This window comes from Mycobacterium sp. HUMS_12744610 (assembly GCF_041206865.1).
Taxonomy (GTDB): domain Bacteria; phylum Actinomycetota; class Actinomycetes; order Mycobacteriales; family Mycobacteriaceae; genus Mycobacterium; species Mycobacterium servetii.
In genome coordinates this window covers 4545896-4562744 of sequence record NZ_JBGEDP010000001.1, presented here as the reverse complement: position 1 = coordinate 4562744, position 16849 = coordinate 4545896, and the positions used below count along the sequence as shown (strand labels likewise).

General features: G+C 66.0%; 17 protein-coding genes, 1 tRNA gene and 5 pseudogenes. 10 read left to right on the top strand and 13 right to left on the bottom strand.

Features of this window, described 5'->3' with window-relative positions:
* Window positions 1-14: 14 nt before the first annotated feature.
* The 5 genes from pgm to AB8998_RS22100 all read left to right on the top strand — a co-directional run bounded on the left by pgm (window position 15) and on the right by AB8998_RS22100 (window position 4184).
* Window positions 15-1646, top strand: coding sequence for a phosphoglucomutase (alpha-D-glucose-1,6-bisphosphate-dependent) (gene pgm / locus AB8998_RS22120; RefSeq protein WP_369739754.1), 1632 nt, complete (start codon window positions 15-17; stop codon window positions 1644-1646).
* 73 nt (window positions 1647-1719) lie between these two features.
* Window positions 1720-1965: a hypothetical protein gene (locus AB8998_RS22115; protein ID WP_369739753.1), complete on the top strand. Its 246-nt coding sequence runs from the start codon at window positions 1720-1722 to the stop codon at window positions 1963-1965.
* A gap of 24 nt (window positions 1966-1989) precedes the next feature.
* Complete coding sequence (locus AB8998_RS22110) at window positions 1990-2730, top strand: SDR family NAD(P)-dependent oxidoreductase (RefSeq protein ID WP_369739752.1); 741 nt, start codon at window positions 1990-1992, stop codon at window positions 2728-2730.
* Window positions 2731-2894: 164 nt separating this feature from the next.
* The gene (locus AB8998_RS22105; protein ID WP_369741699.1) at window positions 2895-4058 is read left to right on the top strand and encodes an MFS transporter; all 1164 of its coding nucleotides are present in this window, start codon (window positions 2895-2897) and stop codon (window positions 4056-4058) included.
* A gap of 53 nt (window positions 4059-4111) precedes the next feature.
* Window positions 4112-4184 (top strand) — tRNA-Ala (locus AB8998_RS22100).
* Window positions 4185-4263: 79 nt separating this feature from the next.
* Here AB8998_RS22100 and AB8998_RS22095 read toward each other — a convergent pair.
* The gene (locus AB8998_RS22095; RefSeq protein WP_369739751.1) at window positions 4264-5187 is read right to left on the bottom strand and encodes a hypothetical protein; all 924 of its coding nucleotides are present in this window, start codon (window positions 5185-5187) and stop codon (window positions 4264-4266) included.
* Between the two features lie 57 nt (window positions 5188-5244).
* Window positions 5245-5571: a tyrosine-type recombinase/integrase gene (locus tag AB8998_RS22090; RefSeq protein WP_369739750.1), complete on the bottom strand. Its 327-nt coding sequence runs from the start codon at window positions 5569-5571 to the stop codon at window positions 5245-5247.
* Between AB8998_RS22090 and AB8998_RS22085 the strand changes: the two genes are divergently transcribed.
* The gene (locus AB8998_RS22085; protein WP_369739749.1) at window positions 5501-5818 is read left to right on the top strand and encodes a pyridoxal-phosphate dependent enzyme; all 318 of its coding nucleotides are present in this window, start codon (window positions 5501-5503) and stop codon (window positions 5816-5818) included. The genes AB8998_RS22090 and AB8998_RS22085 overlap by 71 nt on opposite strands.
* Window positions 5819-6240: 422 nt before the next feature.
* Entirely contained in the window at window positions 6241-6957 is a 717-nt protein-coding gene (locus AB8998_RS22080) for a hypothetical protein (protein WP_369739748.1), read from the top strand.
* A 9-nt stretch (window positions 6958-6966) separates the two neighbouring features.
* Here the strand turns inward: AB8998_RS22080 and AB8998_RS22075 are convergent.
* The 3 genes and pseudogenes from AB8998_RS22075 to AB8998_RS22065 form a co-directional block, all read right to left on the bottom strand.
* Window positions 6967-7284, bottom strand: a pseudogene (locus AB8998_RS22075) (transposase); the annotation flags it as partial.
* Between the two features lie 7 nt (window positions 7285-7291).
* The gene (gene istB, locus AB8998_RS22070) at window positions 7292-8116 is read right to left on the bottom strand and encodes an IS21-like element helper ATPase IstB (RefSeq protein ID WP_369739747.1); all 825 of its coding nucleotides are present in this window, start codon (window positions 8114-8116) and stop codon (window positions 7292-7294) included.
* A complete protein-coding gene (locus AB8998_RS22065; protein WP_369739746.1) occupies window positions 8113-8382 on the bottom strand; it encodes a hypothetical protein in 270 nt (89 codons plus the stop codon). The genes istB and AB8998_RS22065 overlap by 4 nt, the downstream gene beginning before the upstream one ends.
* 63 nt (window positions 8383-8445) lie before the next feature.
* On the opposite strand from AB8998_RS22065, the gene AB8998_RS22060 reads away from it, so the two are divergent.
* Both AB8998_RS22060 and AB8998_RS22055 read left to right on the top strand, forming a co-directional pair.
* Entirely contained in the window at window positions 8446-8736 is a 291-nt protein-coding gene (locus AB8998_RS22060; RefSeq protein WP_369739715.1) for a transposase, read from the top strand.
* Entirely contained in the window at window positions 8733-9668 is a 936-nt protein-coding gene (locus tag AB8998_RS22055; protein WP_369739714.1) for an IS3 family transposase, read from the top strand. The genes AB8998_RS22060 and AB8998_RS22055 overlap by 4 nt, the downstream gene beginning before the upstream one ends.
* Window positions 9669-9691: 23 nt before the next feature.
* Here the strand turns inward: AB8998_RS22055 and istA are convergent.
* The 6 genes and pseudogenes from istA to AB8998_RS22025 form a co-directional block, all read right to left on the bottom strand.
* Window positions 9692-11005, bottom strand: a pseudogene (gene istA, locus AB8998_RS22050) (IS21 family transposase); the annotation flags it as partial.
* Window positions 11006-11194: 189 nt separating this feature from the next.
* Entirely contained in the window at window positions 11195-11761 is a 567-nt protein-coding gene (locus AB8998_RS22045; protein WP_369739745.1) for a DDE-type integrase/transposase/recombinase, read from the bottom strand.
* Complete coding sequence (locus AB8998_RS22040) at window positions 11758-12066, bottom strand: IS3 family transposase (protein ID WP_007170961.1); 309 nt, start codon at window positions 12064-12066, stop codon at window positions 11758-11760. Before AB8998_RS22040 ends, AB8998_RS22045 begins: the two co-directional genes overlap by 4 nt.
* 69 nt (window positions 12067-12135) lie before the next feature.
* Window positions 12136-12315, bottom strand: a pseudogene (locus AB8998_RS22035) (recombinase XerD); the annotation flags it as partial.
* Between the two features lie 29 nt (window positions 12316-12344).
* Window positions 12345-13238, bottom strand: coding sequence for an IS3 family transposase (locus AB8998_RS22030; RefSeq protein WP_369739733.1), 894 nt, complete (start codon window positions 13236-13238; stop codon window positions 12345-12347).
* A complete protein-coding gene (locus AB8998_RS22025; RefSeq protein ID WP_369739732.1) occupies window positions 13235-13525 on the bottom strand; it encodes a transposase in 291 nt (96 codons plus the stop codon). The genes AB8998_RS22030 and AB8998_RS22025 overlap by 4 nt, the downstream gene beginning before the upstream one ends.
* Window positions 13526-13802: 277 nt before the next feature.
* Here AB8998_RS22025 and AB8998_RS22020 point away from each other — a divergent pair, with 277 nt between their 5' ends.
* Window positions 13803-15743, top strand: coding sequence for a PE domain-containing protein (locus tag AB8998_RS22020; RefSeq protein WP_369739744.1), 1941 nt, complete (start codon window positions 13803-13805; stop codon window positions 15741-15743).
* 19 nt (window positions 15744-15762) lie between these two features.
* On the opposite strand, the pseudogene AB8998_RS22015 reads toward AB8998_RS22020, so the two are convergent.
* Both AB8998_RS22015 and AB8998_RS22010 read right to left on the bottom strand, forming a co-directional pair.
* Window positions 15763-16352: pseudogene (locus AB8998_RS22015) on the bottom strand (IS982 family transposase); the annotation flags it as partial.
* A gap of 2 nt (window positions 16353-16354) precedes the next feature.
* Window positions 16355-16753: pseudogene (locus AB8998_RS22010) on the bottom strand (IS110 family transposase); the annotation flags it as partial.
* Window positions 16754-16849: the final 96 nt, after the last annotated feature.

Genomic DNA, 16849 nt, shown 5'->3' with positions numbered 1-16849 from the left:
CAGAATGGGGAGCCATGGTGGCCAATCCGCGTGCCGGTCAGCCGGCCCAGCCCGAAGACCTCGTCGATCTGCCCCACCTCATCACCTGCTACTACTCGATCGAACCGGACCCGGATGACGTCGCCCAGCAGGTGGTGTTCGGCACGTCGGGCCACCGCGGCTCGGCGCTGAACGGGGCATTCAACCAGGCCCACATCCTGGCCATCACCCAGGCCATCGTCGAGTACCGAGCCGCGCAGGGTACCACCGGACCCTTGTTCGTCGGCCGGGACACACACGGCCTTTCGGAGCCGGCCTGGGTGTCGGCGCTGGAGGTGCTGGCCGCCAACGACGTGACGGCCATGATCGACTCCCGCGACCGCTACACGCCCACCCCGGCGGTCAGCCACGCCATCCTCGCCTACAACCGCGGCCGCACCGAGGCGCTGGCCGACGGGATCGTCGTGACGCCCTCGCACAACCCGCCGCCCGACGGCGGCTTCAAGTACAACCCGCCCCACGGTGGCCCGGCCGACACCGAGGCGACGAACGCGATCGCCAAGCGCGCCAACGAGCTTCTGCGCGAAGGCTCGCCGGTCAAGCGGGTTCCGCTGGCCCGTGCGCTGCAGACCGTCCACCGCCACGACTACCTGGGCAACTACGTCGACGACCTGCCCAACGTGGTCGACATCGCCGCGATACGCGCGGCCGGGATACGGATCGGGGCCGACCCGCTCGGCGGGGCCAGCGTGGACTACTGGGGCGAGATCGCGCAGCGGCACAACCTCGAGCTGACCGTGGTCAACCCGCTGGTCGACGCGACGTGGCGGTTCATGACGCTCGACCACGACGGCAAGATCCGGATGGACTGCAGCTCGCCGGACGCGATGGCCGGGCTGATCGCCAACCGGGACCGCTACCAGATCGCCACCGGCAACGACGCCGACGCCGACCGTCACGGCATCGTCACCCCCGACGCGGGCCTGCTCAACCCCAACCACTACCTCGCGGTGGCCATCGACTACCTCTACACCCACCGCCCGTCGTGGCCCGAGGGCATCGCCGTGGGCAAGACCGCGGTCAGTTCGTCGATCATCGATCGGGTGGTCGCGGGCATCGGCCGCAAGCTGCTCGAGGTGCCGGTCGGGTTTAAGTGGTTCGTCGACGGCCTGATCGGGGGCACCATCGGCTTCGGCGGCGAGGAATCGGCGGGGGCGTCTTTCCTGCGCCGCGACGGCTCGGTGTGGACCACCGACAAGGATGGCATCATCCTGGCCCTGCTGGCCGCCGAGATCTTGGCCGTGACCGGTCGCAGCCCGTCGCAGCGTTACTCGGAACTGACCGCCGACTACGGCGCCCCGACGTATGCCCGCGTCGACGCACCCGCCGACCGGGACCAGAAGGCCCGGCTGGCCAAGCTCTCGGCCGAGGAGGTCACCGCCACCGAGCTGGCCGGGGAGCCGATCACGGCGAAGCTGACCGCCGCGCCCGGCAACGGGGCGGCGCTGGGCGGGCTGAAGGTGACGACGGCCAACGCGTGGTTCGCCGCGCGGCCGTCGGGCACCGAGGACGTCTACAAGATCTACGCCGAGTCCTTCAAGGGGCCCGAGCATCTGGCCGAGGTGCAGAAAACCGCGCGCGAGGTGGTCAACAGCGTCATCGGTTGAGCACCCGGCCTTTTTGCCAACGCGTATCCCGGGTGTGACCTCGCCGCGACGGTGACGAAGGACGCTGGTCGAGATGACCGTGCTCGCGGCGATGGCCGCTTTGGTGACCGCGACGTGTGTCGGCTACTACTTCGGCCGGCGCGCGGCCGGGACGCCGGCGTCCCGCAGGAGGCGAGCCAGGCCGATGGCGCTGGGCAGGCTGGCGATCAGCCTGATCGCGTTGCTGGCCGCGCGCCGCGTGGCGCACGTGATGGGATTGAGAGTGGTTGCGCCGCTTGAGCTGCTGCGGGGTAGGGTTGCGCGGATGCTCTCCTACTGAGCGAAAACGAGGGCGAGCACTGGTATGTCGACGTTGCAGGGCAAAGTCGCGCTGGTGACCGGTGCGTCCTCGGGCCTGGGCGCCCAGACGGCACGCCTGTTCTCCCGCCAGGGCGCAACGGTTTTCGGCATCGGCCGCGACACCGGGCGCCTGGCCGAAGTGTTCGCCGACGTGGCACAGGGCTCGTATGTCTCGGTGGACATCTCGTCGGCGCCGGCCTGCAGGGCGGCCGTCGAGCGGTGCGTCGACGAGTTCGGCGGCCTGGACGTCCTGGTCAACATCGCCGGGCGGCACCAGATGCGCCGGACGGAGTCGATGACCGACGACGACTGGGCGCAGGATCTCGACGTCAACCTCAACGGGCCGTTCTACCTGTGCCGGGCCGCGCTGCCCCACCTGCTGGAGCGGGGCGGCAACATCGTCAACGTCGCCTCCATCGCCGGCGTCGAGGGCCAGGCCTACTCGGTCGGCTACTGCGCCGCCAAGCACGGGCTGATCGGGCTCACCCGCGCCCTGGCGGTGGAGTACACCGCGGATCGGTTGCGCGTCAACGCGGTGTGCCCGGGCGGCATGCTCACGCCGCAGATCGAGCAGTTCAGCGCCCCGGACAACCCGAACTACGACCTGATCATGCGCACCGCCTCGCCGCGCGGGATGATGCAGCCCCTCGACGTGGCGAACGTGATCGCGTTCCTCGCCGGCGACGCCGCGGCCGCCGTCCACGGTGCCGTCTACCGTGTCGACAACGGTAAGGGCGCCGGCTAGCGGGAGGCATTTGCCGAGGTGCCTGAAACCGCGCGTCGGACGGTGCATAAAGTCATCGGGTGACCTATTCCCTCCGATCCTTACGGCCGGTCTGCCCGGGGGGGCGTGGGTCCCGGTCCGCGCGGCTGCCGCGCGAAGTCTGGATCCTCAGTTGGGCGAACATCATGATCGCGCTGGGCTACGGCGTGATTTCGCCGGTGATGCCGTCGTTCGCGCGTACCTTCGGGGTCAGCATCAACGCGGTGACGTTCTTGGTCACCGTGTTCTCGTTGAGCAGGCTGTGTTTCGCTCCGGTCAGCGGCCTGCTGGTGCAGCGGCTGGGGGAGCGGCGCATCTACATCAGCGGTTTGCTGGTCGTGGCGTTGTCGACCGGTGCTTGCGCGTTCTCCCAGACGTACTGGCAACTGCTGTTCTTCCGCGCGGTCAGCGGTGTCGGGTCGACACTGTTCTACGTCTCGGCGCTGGGCCTGATGATCCACATCAGCCCGGCCGACGCGCGCGGCCGGGTGGCGGGCATTTTCACCACCTCGTTCATGCTGGGCGCGGTCGGCGGTCCGGCGGTCGGGGGGCTGACGGCGAGCTGGGGTTTGACCGCTCCGTTCGTCGTCTACGGCGTCGCGCTGCTGGGTGTGGCGGTGGTGCTGTTCTACGGCCTGCGGCATTCGGCGCTGGCCGCGCCCGCGCCGCCGACGCGCTCGAAGGTGACGATGGCCGAGGCGCTGCGGTTCCGGGCGTACTGGTCGTCGTTGCTGTCCAACTTCGCGACCGGATGGTCGGCGTTCGGGTTGCGGGTCGCGCTGGTCCCGCTGTTCGTCTCCGACGTCATGGGCCGCGGCGTCGGCGTCATCGGCGTGGTGCTGGCGGCGTTCGCGGCCGGCAACGCCCTGGCCGTCATCCCCAGCGGCTACCTGTCCGACCGGATGGGACGGCGCACGCTGCTGATCGCCGGCCTGGCCGCCACCGGGGTGGCGACCGTCTCCCTGGGGGCGGTGTCGTCGCTGCCGGCGTTCATGACCGCGGCGTGCCTGTCCGGCGTGACCACGGGCATCTTCATGTCACCGATGCAGGCCGCCGTCGCCGACATCCTCGGCAGCGAGGCGCGCGCGGGCACTCCGGTGGCCGCGGTGCAGATGGCGTCGGACCTGGGCGCGATCATCGGCTCGATGACGGTCGGCTGGGTCGCCGAGCGACTGAGCTTCGGCTGGGACTTCGGCCTCAGCGGGCTGGTCCTGCTGATCGCGGCCGCGGGCTGGGTGCTGTCGCCGGAAACGCGGACGGCGACCGACACGGCGCTTTTGCCGTCGCAGGCGGACGTCGAGCTGGCCTGACCAGCAGCTTTGAAGGACGCGTGCCAGTGGTGTAGCTTCGACTGGCACGACTTGGGGCTATGGCGCAGCTGGTAGCGCACCACACTGGCAGTGTGGGGGTCAGGGGTTCGAGTCCCCTTAGCTCCACAAAAGAAAACCCGCTCCGACCATTGGTCGGGGCGGGTTGCGTGATTTGCGGGCCGGGTCGGGCGGTGCGCCGAATGTCCTAACTCTGTCCTATCGCGGACGATAAGACTGAAATCAGTTGATCAGGAACCATGGCAGCAACCGCGAGCAGGCTGACCGGATCGCTACCCTGACGGCGCTGTGAGAATGGGTCCCGCATCGGCGAGCCAGCCAACGCGGCGGCCGATCGACACACGCGCTCGTCAAGTTCAGCAGTGTCCGCGTGCTCGGCCAGATCAGCAAGACACCGCCCCGCCGGTACTGATGCGGCCTCGCGCATCACCGTCACCGCCGCGCGGACGACTGGAGGTCCGAACTCGGGCCGCGACAGGGCGACGATCCGCAGCGGATCCAGAAGCGCCGGCGACGCCAATCCGCGCTCGACCAGCTCCACCCCATGGGCGATCACGTCCGGGGTGAACGTCTCGGCAGCGCGCTCGGCCAACGCTCTCAACCGCGCGAGCGGGGCACGGTCATCCTCCGGCAGATCACCAGCAGGGTCGACGTCGAGTCGCCCAATGTCGGCCAGCGCGGTCGCCATCATGTCGTGGCAACCCGCCATCAACCCGCGGCGCTTTTGGACTCGGGCTTCCCATTCCGTATGTAACGCTGCGTTACGCTCGACCTCGCGCTCGCGTTCGGCACTAGCGTTCTCGTCGACAGCGGCGACATAGCCGGCCAGTGTCGGTAGGAGACCGCTGGGCCGTTGTTCCGCGCAGCCGATGCAGTTCTGCCGGTAGAACATCGGTACGGTCATCTCAAGGTTCGACCCGACCATGTGACCGTGGGCCATAGGGCAGCGAATCTCGCGTGCGTTGATTGGAAGGCCAGTTGCCTCCTCAGCCATGCCCTGGCCGCTGCTTTGGACAAACTCCATGCGGGTGCAGTGGTTTTTCGCCAGCGCAATCATGCGCCGGTTGCGGACGCCTATCTCTAGAGCGTCGTCCCAAACGTGTTCCCGCATAAATCTATTCTGCACGTGGACACCGACAAGTCTGTGAGCGGAGAAGAGGATGCCAGTCTAGTTTCGGCCTAGAGCGTTCGCTGATATCACCGCCGACGCGGCGGTCAGGCGGTCGTCGGTCACGCGCCCGTAGACGGCCTGAGTCATCCGCTCGGTGTGGCCGTGCCAGGCGCCAACCACGTCGGCGGCAATGCCTGCCGCGCGCATCCGAGAGATGCTGGAGTGCCGCAGCTTCCCGAGCGTGATCGCCTTGAGGCCAGCAGCCTTGTGCTGGGCGGCGAACTCGCGGCTATAGTCGCGCACCGGCAGCGGCGTGCCGTCGGCCCGCGACAGCAGCAGGTTGCGGTCGGTCGCCGGCCGGTGTCCAATTCCGGAGGTCCTCAACGACCTCCTCCTGGTCGGCGACGACGCCGTCTTGGTCCAGGAAGCATCGATCATCGCCGCTATGCGGGTACCTCTGGAGGACGCTGGCCTCGTCGTCGAACCGGCGGCCGCGCTGGGCATCGCCGCCATCCTCGAAGACCGCGACCGCTTCGCGGGCCGACATGTGGTGACCATCGTCTGCGGCAGCAATGTAGACATGGACGCCTACCGCCGCTGGGTCGATGCGGCTGCCATCCACAGGCCTTGACATCTGTCCCCCGGTGGGGGAGCGGCACGTGCCGGTCCGGCTGCCCCGATGTTGATCCTCGTCTTCTCCGCTGCCGGCCAGTGATGAGTCGATTCTCGTGCCGTCACTGCATCCTCCAGGCTTGGCGACTCGGCAAGACTTACGCGAGAACGCAGTAGGGGCGCCAAATTATCGGCACAACTCACACTGTGAAAGATATTGGTGCACAATATGATAACAAACATGCCGTATTTATACCGGTAAAGCCGCATATTCGATGTCCGCGTATTCGCTGACGGGTTAGTGACCGAGCTAGCGCCGCGACAGCAAAGTGCTACTGAGCGGGGCCTGGCCCGGAAACACTTTTGCGGTCGCAGCGCCTGGGCTACGGTCGCAGGCGAGAAGCTACTCGATAGGCACTCGGCTGGGTAGACTCCCGCGCCATGCAGCTTCTTACCGTCACCGCTGATCTTGGACCCGACGCAACGCTTGCTCAGCTTGAGAGCACGGTTAAAGGGCTACGCGTGGCGACCGACGTTGCTTACGATGCGGAGTCCAGTCGCGCCCGGCGCACAGCCATGGAGCGGATGAAGTTTCCGACCGATGACGAACTACGGAGTGCATTGGACCGGTTGCCCTCTGAAGGCGGAGAGGAGAGTCCCTATCTTCGGGTCCAACGACAACTGTCCGCACGTGAATTCGCTCTAAACGAGGGTCGCGGATTTCCTCCAGATCTGTGGTTCGACTATTGGTACCGCAGGAGACGATCGAGCAAGGATGATCCGTTCTTTGAGAGTCTGTCGAAAGCAGGATATGACCGCATTACCAATACGCCGTTTCCAGCCATAGGACCGGTTGGCCTCGACGTTATCGACCCAATTCTGTATGACGCACTGGTTGCCGACGAAGTGGCCCGTCTCATGCCTGGCAGGGTTGGGATCAGGAGTCTTCGCTACGGCAGCCCGTTCTGGGCCTGGCTTTTCGGCAAAGCTACGGCTGAGAAGACAGTCTCGACCACAGTCAAAGTGCTTGAGGTCGCTCGCGATTACGGACCCAAGCGCAAGGAAGCCAAGGCGGACGCGGCGGTCGCCGAGGCCACCGTTGGACACAAAGTCGCCCAAAGCGCCCTTGACGTAGGGGTCTGCTGCACGAACAGGTGACACGTTCAGTCACGCGGCCTGATCGGCCGGTGTGGTCATGATTGCTTCGAATTCGATCGGGGTCAACCGTCCGAGACCGACCTGGCGGCGGCGCCGGTGGTAGGTGCGTTCGATCCAGGTGACGATCGCGATCCGTAGCTCCTCTCTGGTGTTCCAGCGCCTGCGGTCTAGGACGTTCTTTTGCAGCAGGGAGAAGAAGCTCTCCATGGCGGCGTTGTCACCAGCTGCCCCGACGCGGCCCATGGAGCCGACCATGTCGTTACGGCCAAGGGCCAGAACAAATTTCCGGCTTCGAAATTGGCTTCCCCTGTCGCTATGCAGCACGCTGGCAATGTCAACTTGATTTGGCCCCACTGTGACGGCTTGATTTGGCCCCGGTCGTCTTGGGTGCCTGGTTGTTGTGGGCGTGGGTGAGTCGGTATGAGTGGCTGCCGGTTTCGATGATCTGGCCGGCGAAGGTGAGTCGGTCGACGATGGCGGCGCATAGGCGCGGGTCAGTAAAGGTCTTGGTCCAGGCGGAGAAGGGTTCGTTGGAGGCGATGGCGATCGCGGAGCGTTCTTCTCGTTCGGTGAGGACCTGGAAGAGCAGCTCGGCGCCGCGCCGGTCCAGTTGCAGGTATCCGAGTTCGTCGATGAGGAGAAGGTCGACGCGGCCGTAGCGGGTGATGAGTTTGGTGAGGTGTTTATCGTCGGCGGCTTCGACGAGTTCGTTGACCAGCTTGCTGGCCAGGGTGTAGCGGACTCGGTAGCCGGCTTCGGCGGCGCGGGTGCCCAGGCCGATGAGGAGGTGGCTTTTGCCGGTGCCGGAGTCACCGATCAAACACAGGGGGTGGCCGGCTTTGACCCAGTCGCAGCTGGCGAGTTGGCCGATGAGGGCGGGGTTGATCGCGGGGTTGGCGTCAAAGGAGAAGTCCTCCAACCGTTTCGGGCGGGGAAAGGCGGCGTCGCGGATGCGGCGTTGGGCGCGGCGGTGGTCACGGTCGTCGCACTCGGCGATGACCAGTTCGGCCAGGTATCCCAGGTAGGTCTGGTGTTCGCGTTCGGCGGTGGTGGCGATCTCGGCGTAGCGGTCGCGGATGGTGGGCAGGCGCAGCATGCGGCAGCCCTGGTCGATGGCGGCGGTGGCGGCCGGCTCGGTCAGGGTGTGGCGGGCGGTCATGAGCTTTCCTTTCCGAGCAGGGCGTCGTATTTGTCCATGCAGGGCAACGGTCGGGTGTCGGAGGGCAGCTCGGCCCGGCGTGACACGAGATCGACCACTAAAGCGTCCTGATCGTGGCCGTCGGGTCCGGCTGCCGCCCCGCGGTGTTCGGCGGCCTTGCGGGCTTCCAGGGCGACCACATCGGGGTTGGTCGAGCCCACCGCCAGCGCGGCGACGATGCCGGCCAGCACATCGGCGTGCTCAAGGCGGCGGTGCAACAGCAGCACTTCGACCAGGGCACGGGTGGCATTCCCCCGAGACCGTGGAGGCATCAGCTATAAGGAGTAGCGATGTCAGAGAAACGGAAGAAGTACGACCGGGAGTTCCGTGAGGGGGCTGTTCGGATCGTGCGTGAGACGGGTAAGTCGATCGCCCAGGTCGCGCGGGACCTGGGGATCCACGAGGGCACTCTGGGAAATTGGGTTGCCCAGGATCGAGAGGCGCGTGAGGGTCGTGGGGAGCTGACCCGCGACGATCTCGCCGAGCTCAAGCGGTTGCGGGCCGAGAACGCCGAGCTGCGGATGGAGCGTGATGTCCTCAAGCGATCAGTGGTCCTGTGGGTGAAGGAGGCGACGAAGTGAGCGTGGCACGCTTCATCGCTGACCAGAGGGCCAAATACCGGGTGCCGCATACGGTTACGTGCTTTCTGTTGGGGGTCAGCATGGCGTGGTTCTACAAGTGGATCAACCGTGCCGACGATCCTGATGGGTTGCACACCGACACCGATCGGCGCCGCGTTGCACTCGATGCCGCGGTCGCTGCGGCGTTCAAGGCGGCCAAGGGACTACATGGTTCACCACGGCTGGTCGATGACCTGCGTGATCTTGGTTGGCAGGTGTCGGAGAAAACGGTGGCCGACTCGATGCGCCGCCAGGGTTTGGTGGCGCGCCGCATCAAGCGCCGCAATGGGCTTACCAAACAGGACAAGACGGCACCGAAGTTCCCCGACCTGGTCAAACGAGACTTCACCGCGGCCGCGCCGAACTGCAAATGGGTCGGTGACATGACCGAGATTCCGACCGAGTCCGGGCAGAAGCTGTATTTGGCGACCGTGATCGATCTGTATAGCCGCCGGCTGCTGGGCGCGGCCATGGGCTTACACCCAGATGCCGAGCTGGCGTGCGCGGCCATCAAAATGGCCGTGGCCGCCCGCGGTGGCCGCCGAGTGATCTGGCGCGACGAGGAGTCCGAGCGGGTCATATTCCACACCGATCGCGGCAGCACCTATACCGCGGGCGCGTTCACCGCACTGTGCCGGAAGTTGGGGATTCGGCAGTCGATGGGCCGGGTCGGATCGTGTTTCGACAATGCTGCCGCAGAGGCATTCTTCTCCTCACTCGAATGGGAAGTGTTGTCCCGCAATCGTTTCCGTGATACTATCCAAGCGCAGGCCGTGGTCATCGACTGGTGCTACACCTTCTACAACCACCAACGCCGGCACAGCGCCGCCGACGGGCTCTCACCCGTCAACTACGAGATCAGGGAATCCAAGACCAAGCCGGAAGCGGCATAGGAAACCCTCCACGATTTCGGGGGAAGCACACGGGTCCCTGCGGCGTCGCCGTGGGCTTTGCGGGCCGCGGCCCAGAACCGGTCGTGGTCGGCGGTGAAGACCTTGGCCGCTCGGGCCTGGGCCAGTGCGGTCGCCCCGGGCAGAGCGCCGGGCTTGCGCAGCAGAATCTCCAGATAATGATCCAGGTCAAGGACTTTGACGCCCTTGCCGATGGCCCGTTGGTGGCGGGCCACCACCTGGTTACGGTCATAGGCGCTCACAGTCGAGGCCGACAGCTTCACCCGCAGCCGGTGCCCGATGAAGCGGGCGGGCACCGAGTACTGGTTGCAGCGCACCGTCACCTGCGCGTAGCGGTCGACCCGCGGAGTCAACGTCAATGCGGTGTCGAACGACTCGGCCGGCAATGGGTGAAGCAGGGTGCGCTCCAGCGCCCAGTCCTGGGCCACGCTGGTCGAGCGGTTGCCGACCCGGCGGGCGTCATCGGCGTCGTCGGCGGCCTCCAGTAGGGCGTTGAGTTCGTCGATGGAGTCCACCACCGGCATCGGCACGCAGTGGTTGCGGCGAAACCGCCCGCCCTCGCCTTCAACCCCGCCCTTCTCGTGGCTGCCCTCATGGCCGGGCTGGCAGTACCAGGCCTCGAACCCGTAGTGGGAGCGAAACGCGATCCAGCGGTCGTTCTCCTGCCGGGATCGCCCGAAGAGGACCTGGGTGACCGCGCTGTTGAGGTTGTCGTAGCGGACCTTGTCGATCGGCACACCGCCGAAACGGGCGAAGGCGTACTCGTGGCCCTCCAGGAACGCCTCCTGGCCAGCGGTGATCGAGGCCCGGTGCGCTGCTCGCGCCGAATAGGACAACCGCATCGTGAACAGCGTGGTCTTGATCTTCACCCCGGCCAGGATCACCCACAGATCGTGGAAGTCGACTTCGGCCTCAGCGCCGGGTTCATGGGTCTGGGGCACATACCCCAACTCCAGCGGCCGGCCCGCCTCAGCGAGGATGCGCGGGCGGCGCTTGCGGACATGATCACGCACCGTCGAATACGACAACCCCTGTGCGCCATGCTCATCGACCAAGCGGGCCAAAACCCGCCGCGCAGTATGACGCTGCTTTTTCGGCGCATCCAGATCACTGCGCAACATGGCATCGATCGCCGCCTTGAACGGCTCCAACCGCGGCGCTATCCGCGTAGCGCTCTTGCGGGCCGGCGGCACCGCCGAGGCCAAGGCCTGACGCACCGTGCGCCGATGCACCCCATGCTTATCGGCCAACCCCCGAATCGATAGCCCCTCGACCCGGTGATCACGCCGAATCGCCTCGAACTGCTGCACCCGCGACACCCTTCGCACGCCTGACCTCCGTGACCGGCAATCCGGACCATCCGGACACCGACCACGCTGAGGTGGGGCCAAATCAAGCCGTCATAACCAACACGGCGTGTCACCGAAGTGGGGCCAAATCAGACCGTCACAACAACACCCCGCCGCCATCCAGGCGGGGCCAAATCAAGCCGTCCTCCTGGGGCCAAATCAGACTGTCACGGCCAGCACGCAGCCGGCGACCTCGCCGCGGCGGGCGACCGCGTTGGCCAAGGCCTGGGTGGCCAGCCGCGACTTCATCCGAGAGTCGATGCTGTAGCCGACGATGCGGTTGGAGAACACGTCCTTGATCGCGCACAGGTAGAGCTTGCCCTCCCCGGTGCGATGTTCGGTGATGTCAGCCAGCCACAACGCATTTGGCGCGATGGCGGTGAAGACGCGGCCGACCACATCGTCATGGACCGGTGGGCCGGCCTTGCCGTTCTTCCCGCGCTTGCGCTTCCCGAACGCACTCCACCACTGGTTCTGCGAGCAGATCCGCCAGGCGGTCCGCTCGGCCATCGGCTGGCCCGCTTCTCGGGCCTCCTCGACCAGGTAGCGGTAGCCGAACTCCGGATCATCGTTGTGGGCGTCGAACAGGGCGTTGGCCCGATGCGCCTCGGCGTATTCAGCGTCGGTGACAGGGCCCGCCAGCCACCGGTAGTAGGGCTGGCGGGCGAGCTTGAGTACCCGGCACGTCACCGCCACGGGAATCCCGTCGACGGCGAGCTCTGTCACGAGCGGGTAGAGCCTTTTCCCGGCAGGTTGGCCTGTGAAAGATAGGCCGCGGCCCGGCGCAGGACCTCGTTCTCCTGCTCCAGCAGCCGGTTTCGCCGGCGCAGCTCGCGCAGTTCGACCGACTCGGTGCGGCTGGTGCCGGGTTTGGCGCCGTCGTCGACATCGGCCTGGCGCATCCACTTCGACAACGTCATCGGGTGGATGCCGAAGTCGGCGGCGATCTGCTCGATCGTCACCCCGTCCTCACGGTTACGGGCGACCCGCACGACATCGTCGCGGAACTCTCTGGGGTAGGGCCTGGGCACAGCAACATCCTTCCAGCCCGCCCATCAGGGCAAGCCAACTCAGATGTCACCTGTTCGTGCAGCAGACCCAGGAGGTATTTCCGCGACCAGGCTTCGTAGTGCGGAGTTGCGTGCTCCAAGCAGGTTGATACCTAGGGTGCGCAGCTTCAGCATCATGGTGTGGTGTTCGAGGTGCTTGCCGGCGCGGTGGCCGGGAAATAGCCAGGGGTTGGTCTTCAGGCCTCCAGCGGTCCGGAGGTTGGGTCGGTGGGTTTCCCCCCGAAACGTGGAGGCTTCCTTTAAGCCGCCTCCGTCTGGTTTGCGGCGATTTTCTCGTACTCGACGGGCGGCAACAACCCGGCCGAGCTGTGTCGACGCTGGACGTTGTAGAAATCGTGACACCAGGCGGTGATGACTTCACGGGCCTGTGCTTTCGTGGCAAAGTGCTGCCGAGACAGCACCTCATGTTCCAGGGTCGAGAAGAACGCCTCGGCCGCGGCGTTGTCGAAGCACGACCCCACACGTCCCATCGACTGCCGCACCCCAAGCTTGCGGCACAACTTCGTGAAAGCACTTGCAGTATAAGTAGATCCGCGGTCAGTGTGGAAAATTACGCCATCGATCACGGTGCGGCCGCCGCGCACCGCAGCGGCCATCTTCATCGCGTCACCGGCAAGCTCGGCGTCGGGGTGATCCGACATCGGACACGCCAGCAACCGACGTCCACACAGATCGAGCACGGAAGCCAAGAAGAGCTTGCCCTCGTCGGTGGGGATCTCAGTGATATCGCCACACCACTTGAGGTTCAGCGTCGCCGCACTGAAGTCCCGTTTGAGCAGGTCGGGAAACTTCGCCGCCCTCTTGTCCTGGCGAGTCAATCCCTTGGGCCGCTTCGGTTTACGACCTTGCAGACCCTGCCGGCGCATAGACTCAGCAACGGTGTTAACACTGACCTTCCAGCCCTCCTCGAGCAGGTCGGCGTGGATGCGCGGCGAACCGTAGGTGCGCTTGGAGGCCACGAACAGCTCCGCCACCCGCGTGTCCAGCTCGGCGCGGCGGCGCTCCCGGCCGGTTGGCTCGCGATGCAGCCATTTGTACAACCAGGAGAGGCTGAGGCCAAGAATCGCGCAGGCCACGGTGTGTGGCACGCCGTGCATGGTCCTCTGGTCGGCGATGAAGCGTGCCACGCTCACCTCGTCGCCTCCTTCACCCACAGGACCACTGATCGCTTGAGCACATCACGCTCCATCCGCAGCTCAGCGACTTCGGTGCGTAGTCGCTTCAACTCGGCAATGTCACCAGTCGAAAGCCCTTGCGTGCCTTCATGTTCTGCACGATCTTGGGCCACCCAATTACCCAGGGTACCCGGGTGGATCCCGAGGTCTCGGGCCACCTGGGCGATCGGCTTACCGGTATCCCGGACAATCCGCACCGCCCCCTCCCGGAACTCCTGGTCGAACTTCCTGCGTGTTTCTGACATGACTACTCCTCATAGTGCATGCCTCCACGCTTTGGGGGGATATCCACCCACAACAACCAGGCACCCAAGACGACCGGGGCCAAATCAAGCCGTCACAGTGGGGCCAAATCTGGTTTGCGTCTGACTTCGCCGCAGAGATCGGGGTGAGAAATTACCCAAGGCTGGCAGTCTTCTCGGGTGGCGGCCGATGAGGACTCCAGCGTTCAAGCGCGAGCGCTGGTGTCGGGTGGCCATTCAGCGCGCATACTCTGATCTGACCTGGCTTACAGTGCATCGGATGAGTGGAGGAAATATGTCGTTCGTGGTGGCGGTGCCTGAAACGATCCAGGTGGCAGCCCAGGACCTGGCGGGAATCCGGTCGGTACTGGCCGAGGCAATCACGACCATGGCGCCTCCCACGACCGGGGTGGTCCCCGCAGCCGGTGACGAGGTGTCCGCGGCTGTTGCGGCGACGTTCGGCAACTTCGGCAAGGAGTTCCAGTCCCTGAGCGTCCAGGCGCAAGCGTTCCATGCCGAGTTCGTCGACGTGATCAACGCCGGTGCCGGCGCGTACCTCAGCACGGAGCTCGCCAACGCCGAGCAGACGCTAGCGAACGCGGTCACCGCGCCCGCCCAGGCGGTGCTGGGACTCGGTGGCGCGTCGGGTCTCGGTAGCATGGCCGCGGCCGGCGGCGGCACCCCCGCTGCCGGCAGCCTGCTGGGCGGGCTCACCGGCCTGACCGGTAGCGGTGGGCTGCTGAGTGGTTTGACCGGCGGCCTGACCGGTAGCGGTGGGCTGCTCGGCGGGCTCACCGGCCCGACCGGTAGCGGTGGGCTGCTGAGTGGTTTGACCGGCGGCCTGACCGGTAGCGGTGGGCTGCTGAGTGGTTTGACCGGCGGCCTGACCGGTAGCGGTGGGCTGCTGAGTGGTTTGACCGGCGGCCTGACCGGTAGCGGTGGGCTGCTGAGTGGTTTGACCGGCGGCCTGACCGGTAGCGGTGGGCTGCTCGGCGGGCTCACCGGCCCGACCGGTAGCGGTGGGCTGCTGAGTGGTTTGACCGGCGGCCTGACCGGTAGCGGTGGGCTGCTGAGTGGTTTGACCGGCGACCTGACCGGGATCTTCGGCGGGCTTGGCAATCTCGGGTCGATTCTCTCCGTTGCCCTGCCCGGGCTTCCCGGGTTGCCCGGTCTGCTCGGCGGCCTTGGGAACTCGTTGACAGGGCTGACGAACTCCTTGCTGTCCGGGCTGGTGCACCTCAACATCGGCGATGCGGGACCGTACTTCGCCGCCATCGCCGGCCCGTACGAAGAGCTCTTCTACAACACGTGGAACAACCTGCAGAACCTCGGGGCGAGGTGGCTGGCGGATCCCTTCCCGTTCCTGCGGCAGTTCATCACCAACCAGATGGGCTACGCCCAGACCGTTGCGGCGGCCTTCGGGAACGCGTCCCAATCGGTCGAGGCGCACGCGGCGGCCCTGCCCACGGCCTTGCAGGCGGCAGCACAGGCCTTTTCGGCCGGCAATTACTCCTCTGGGCTCAGCGATGTGGAAACCGGACTGCAGAACGTCTTCTCCGGCGTCGGGCCCACCCTGACACCGATCTCGGCCATTCCCGGCCACATCGCGCAGAACATGACCAACGTCGTCCAGTTGGCGACGAACACGAGCATCACCCCCTACCTGGATGTCTCGCTTCTGCCACAAGGATTTAGCACACTCGTCAGCGCGAGTTTGAACTACGTCGTCGGGTTACCGGTGGTATTCGGCGTCGCCTTGCTGGGGCCGCCGGTCAGCATGCTGGAGGCGGCCGGTTCCAGCGCCGCGGCCTTCACCGCCGCGCTGCAGGCCGGGGACCCCGGGGGGGCGATCGCCGCCCTCATCGACGCGCCGGCGGTCATCGCCAACGGCTTCCTCAACGGCCAGACAACATTCTCTTTCGCCTTGAGCCTGCCGAACATTACCGTATCTGGCGTCCTCGACGCAGTAGCGAATGTGAGTGCCGTCGGCAACCTGCCGCTGGACGGGCTGCTCGTCCCGCCCGGCCACTACAGCGCGACGGTGACGATCTCCCCTCTGCTCAACACCATCGGGGTCGGCCCAGTAGTGCTCGATCTCGGCCCCGGCGGCACGCAATTTTCCGGTCTGCTGCCCTTCCTGGTGAACTACGCGCCCGAGCAACTGGCCCAGGCGATCGGCGCATCGGCGTCACCGGCGCCACTGATCTCGCTGCCCCTCTAGATGAATGATTCCAAGGGGGTCAGTGGTCGTAGGCGGTCAGTGACCGGCGGATGGTGGCGCCGATGGTGTCGTTGTGCCAGATTGCGGCGGTGAACGCGAGGAGCCGTTGGGCGATGCGGGCACAGACCCCGGCGATGGTGCGGCCGCCGTGGGCTTCGAGGTCGAGCTGGCCCTTGAGGGTGTCGTTGATCGATTCGATGATCTGGCGGAGAGGTTTGAAGAACCGTTCGCCCGCGTGTGGTTTTTCGCCCTTGCGGGTGGGCCGGAGCACGGTGATGCCCCAGTTGGCCAGGGTGGCTTCGAAGTCGCGGCCGTAGTAGTTCTTGTCGCCGATGATGGTCGGCGATTTCTTGTCTGTCGACGTCAGAATTGTCGTGGTGGTGAGGATTTCGATCAACACGTCGCGTTCGTCGGCCTTGGCGCCGGTCAGCGCCCAACCCATCGGCAGGCCGTGCAGGGTGCACAGCAGGTGCAGGCGCAGTCCCCAGAAGTACCGCGAGTGTGAGGCGCAGTAGCCGTACTCGGCCCAGCCGGCGAGGTCGGATCGTTTGACGGTCTGGCGGGATCGGGCACATTCCACACCGGGGTGGAGTCGACCACCCATACGTCAAGTCCTCCCGCGCGCGCACCAGATCACGGGCGGCTTCTTGTTCGGCGCTCGGGATCGCCACCTCGACGATCTGCCCCAGGTGCAGCAGCCGAGCCAGATGCGCGGCATCACGGGCATCAGTCTTGACCCGATCTCCGGTAGGTCGTTGCAGCTTCGATGGCGCAGCGACCAGACACACCATGCCGGCCGCGATCAGGAACCGGGCCAGCCCGAACCCGGTCGGGCCGGCCTCATAGGTCACCGCGACCCGGCCTGGCAACGATCGCAGCCAGTCCAGGATCTCCCGATAATCCGGGGTCAGTCGGCGCTCGAACACCTCACCGGTGTCCCCATCAAGAGCACATCCAACAACCGAACGTGCGTGCACATCCAAACCAACACTCGTACGATGACGTTTCACTGGGGCCTCCATCCACATCTATGGCTCTACCGGCCAGGACCTCATTCCTGTCGGCAACCCACGTTCACATGTGGCGAGGCCCCAGCCTCCCCATAC

Bases quoted from the DNA above. Each gene is read 5' to 3' on its own strand.
- AB8998_RS22080 (WP_369739748.1), top strand. From the start codon at position 6,241: ATGCAGCTTCTTACCGTCACCGCTGATCTTGGACCCGACGCAACGCTT.
- AB8998_RS22110 (WP_369739752.1), top strand. From the start codon at position 1,990: ATGTCGACGTTGCAGGGCAAAGTCGCGCTGGTGACCGGTGCGTCCTCG.
- istB (WP_369739747.1), bottom strand. From the start codon at position 8,116: ATGACCGCCCGCCACACCCTGACCGAGCCGGCCGCCACCGCCGCCATC.
- AB8998_RS22020 (WP_369739744.1), top strand. From the start codon at position 13,803: ATGAGTGGAGGAAATATGTCGTTCGTGGTGGCGGTGCCTGAAACGATC.
- AB8998_RS22060 (WP_369739715.1), top strand. From the start codon at position 8,446: ATGTCAGAGAAACGGAAGAAGTACGACCGGGAGTTCCGTGAGGGGGCT.
- AB8998_RS22095 (WP_369739751.1), bottom strand. From the start codon at position 5,187: ATGCGGGAACACGTTTGGGACGACGCTCTAGAGATAGGCGTCCGCAAC.
- AB8998_RS22025 (WP_369739732.1), bottom strand. From the start codon at position 13,525: ATGTCAGAAACACGCAGGAAGTTCGACCAGGAGTTCCGGGAGGGGGCG.
- pgm (WP_369739754.1), top strand. From the start codon at position 15: ATGGTGGCCAATCCGCGTGCCGGTCAGCCGGCCCAGCCCGAAGACCTC.
- AB8998_RS22115 (WP_369739753.1), top strand. From the start codon at position 1,720: ATGACCGTGCTCGCGGCGATGGCCGCTTTGGTGACCGCGACGTGTGTC.
- AB8998_RS22105 (WP_369741699.1), top strand. From the start codon at position 2,895: ATGATCGCGCTGGGCTACGGCGTGATTTCGCCGGTGATGCCGTCGTTC.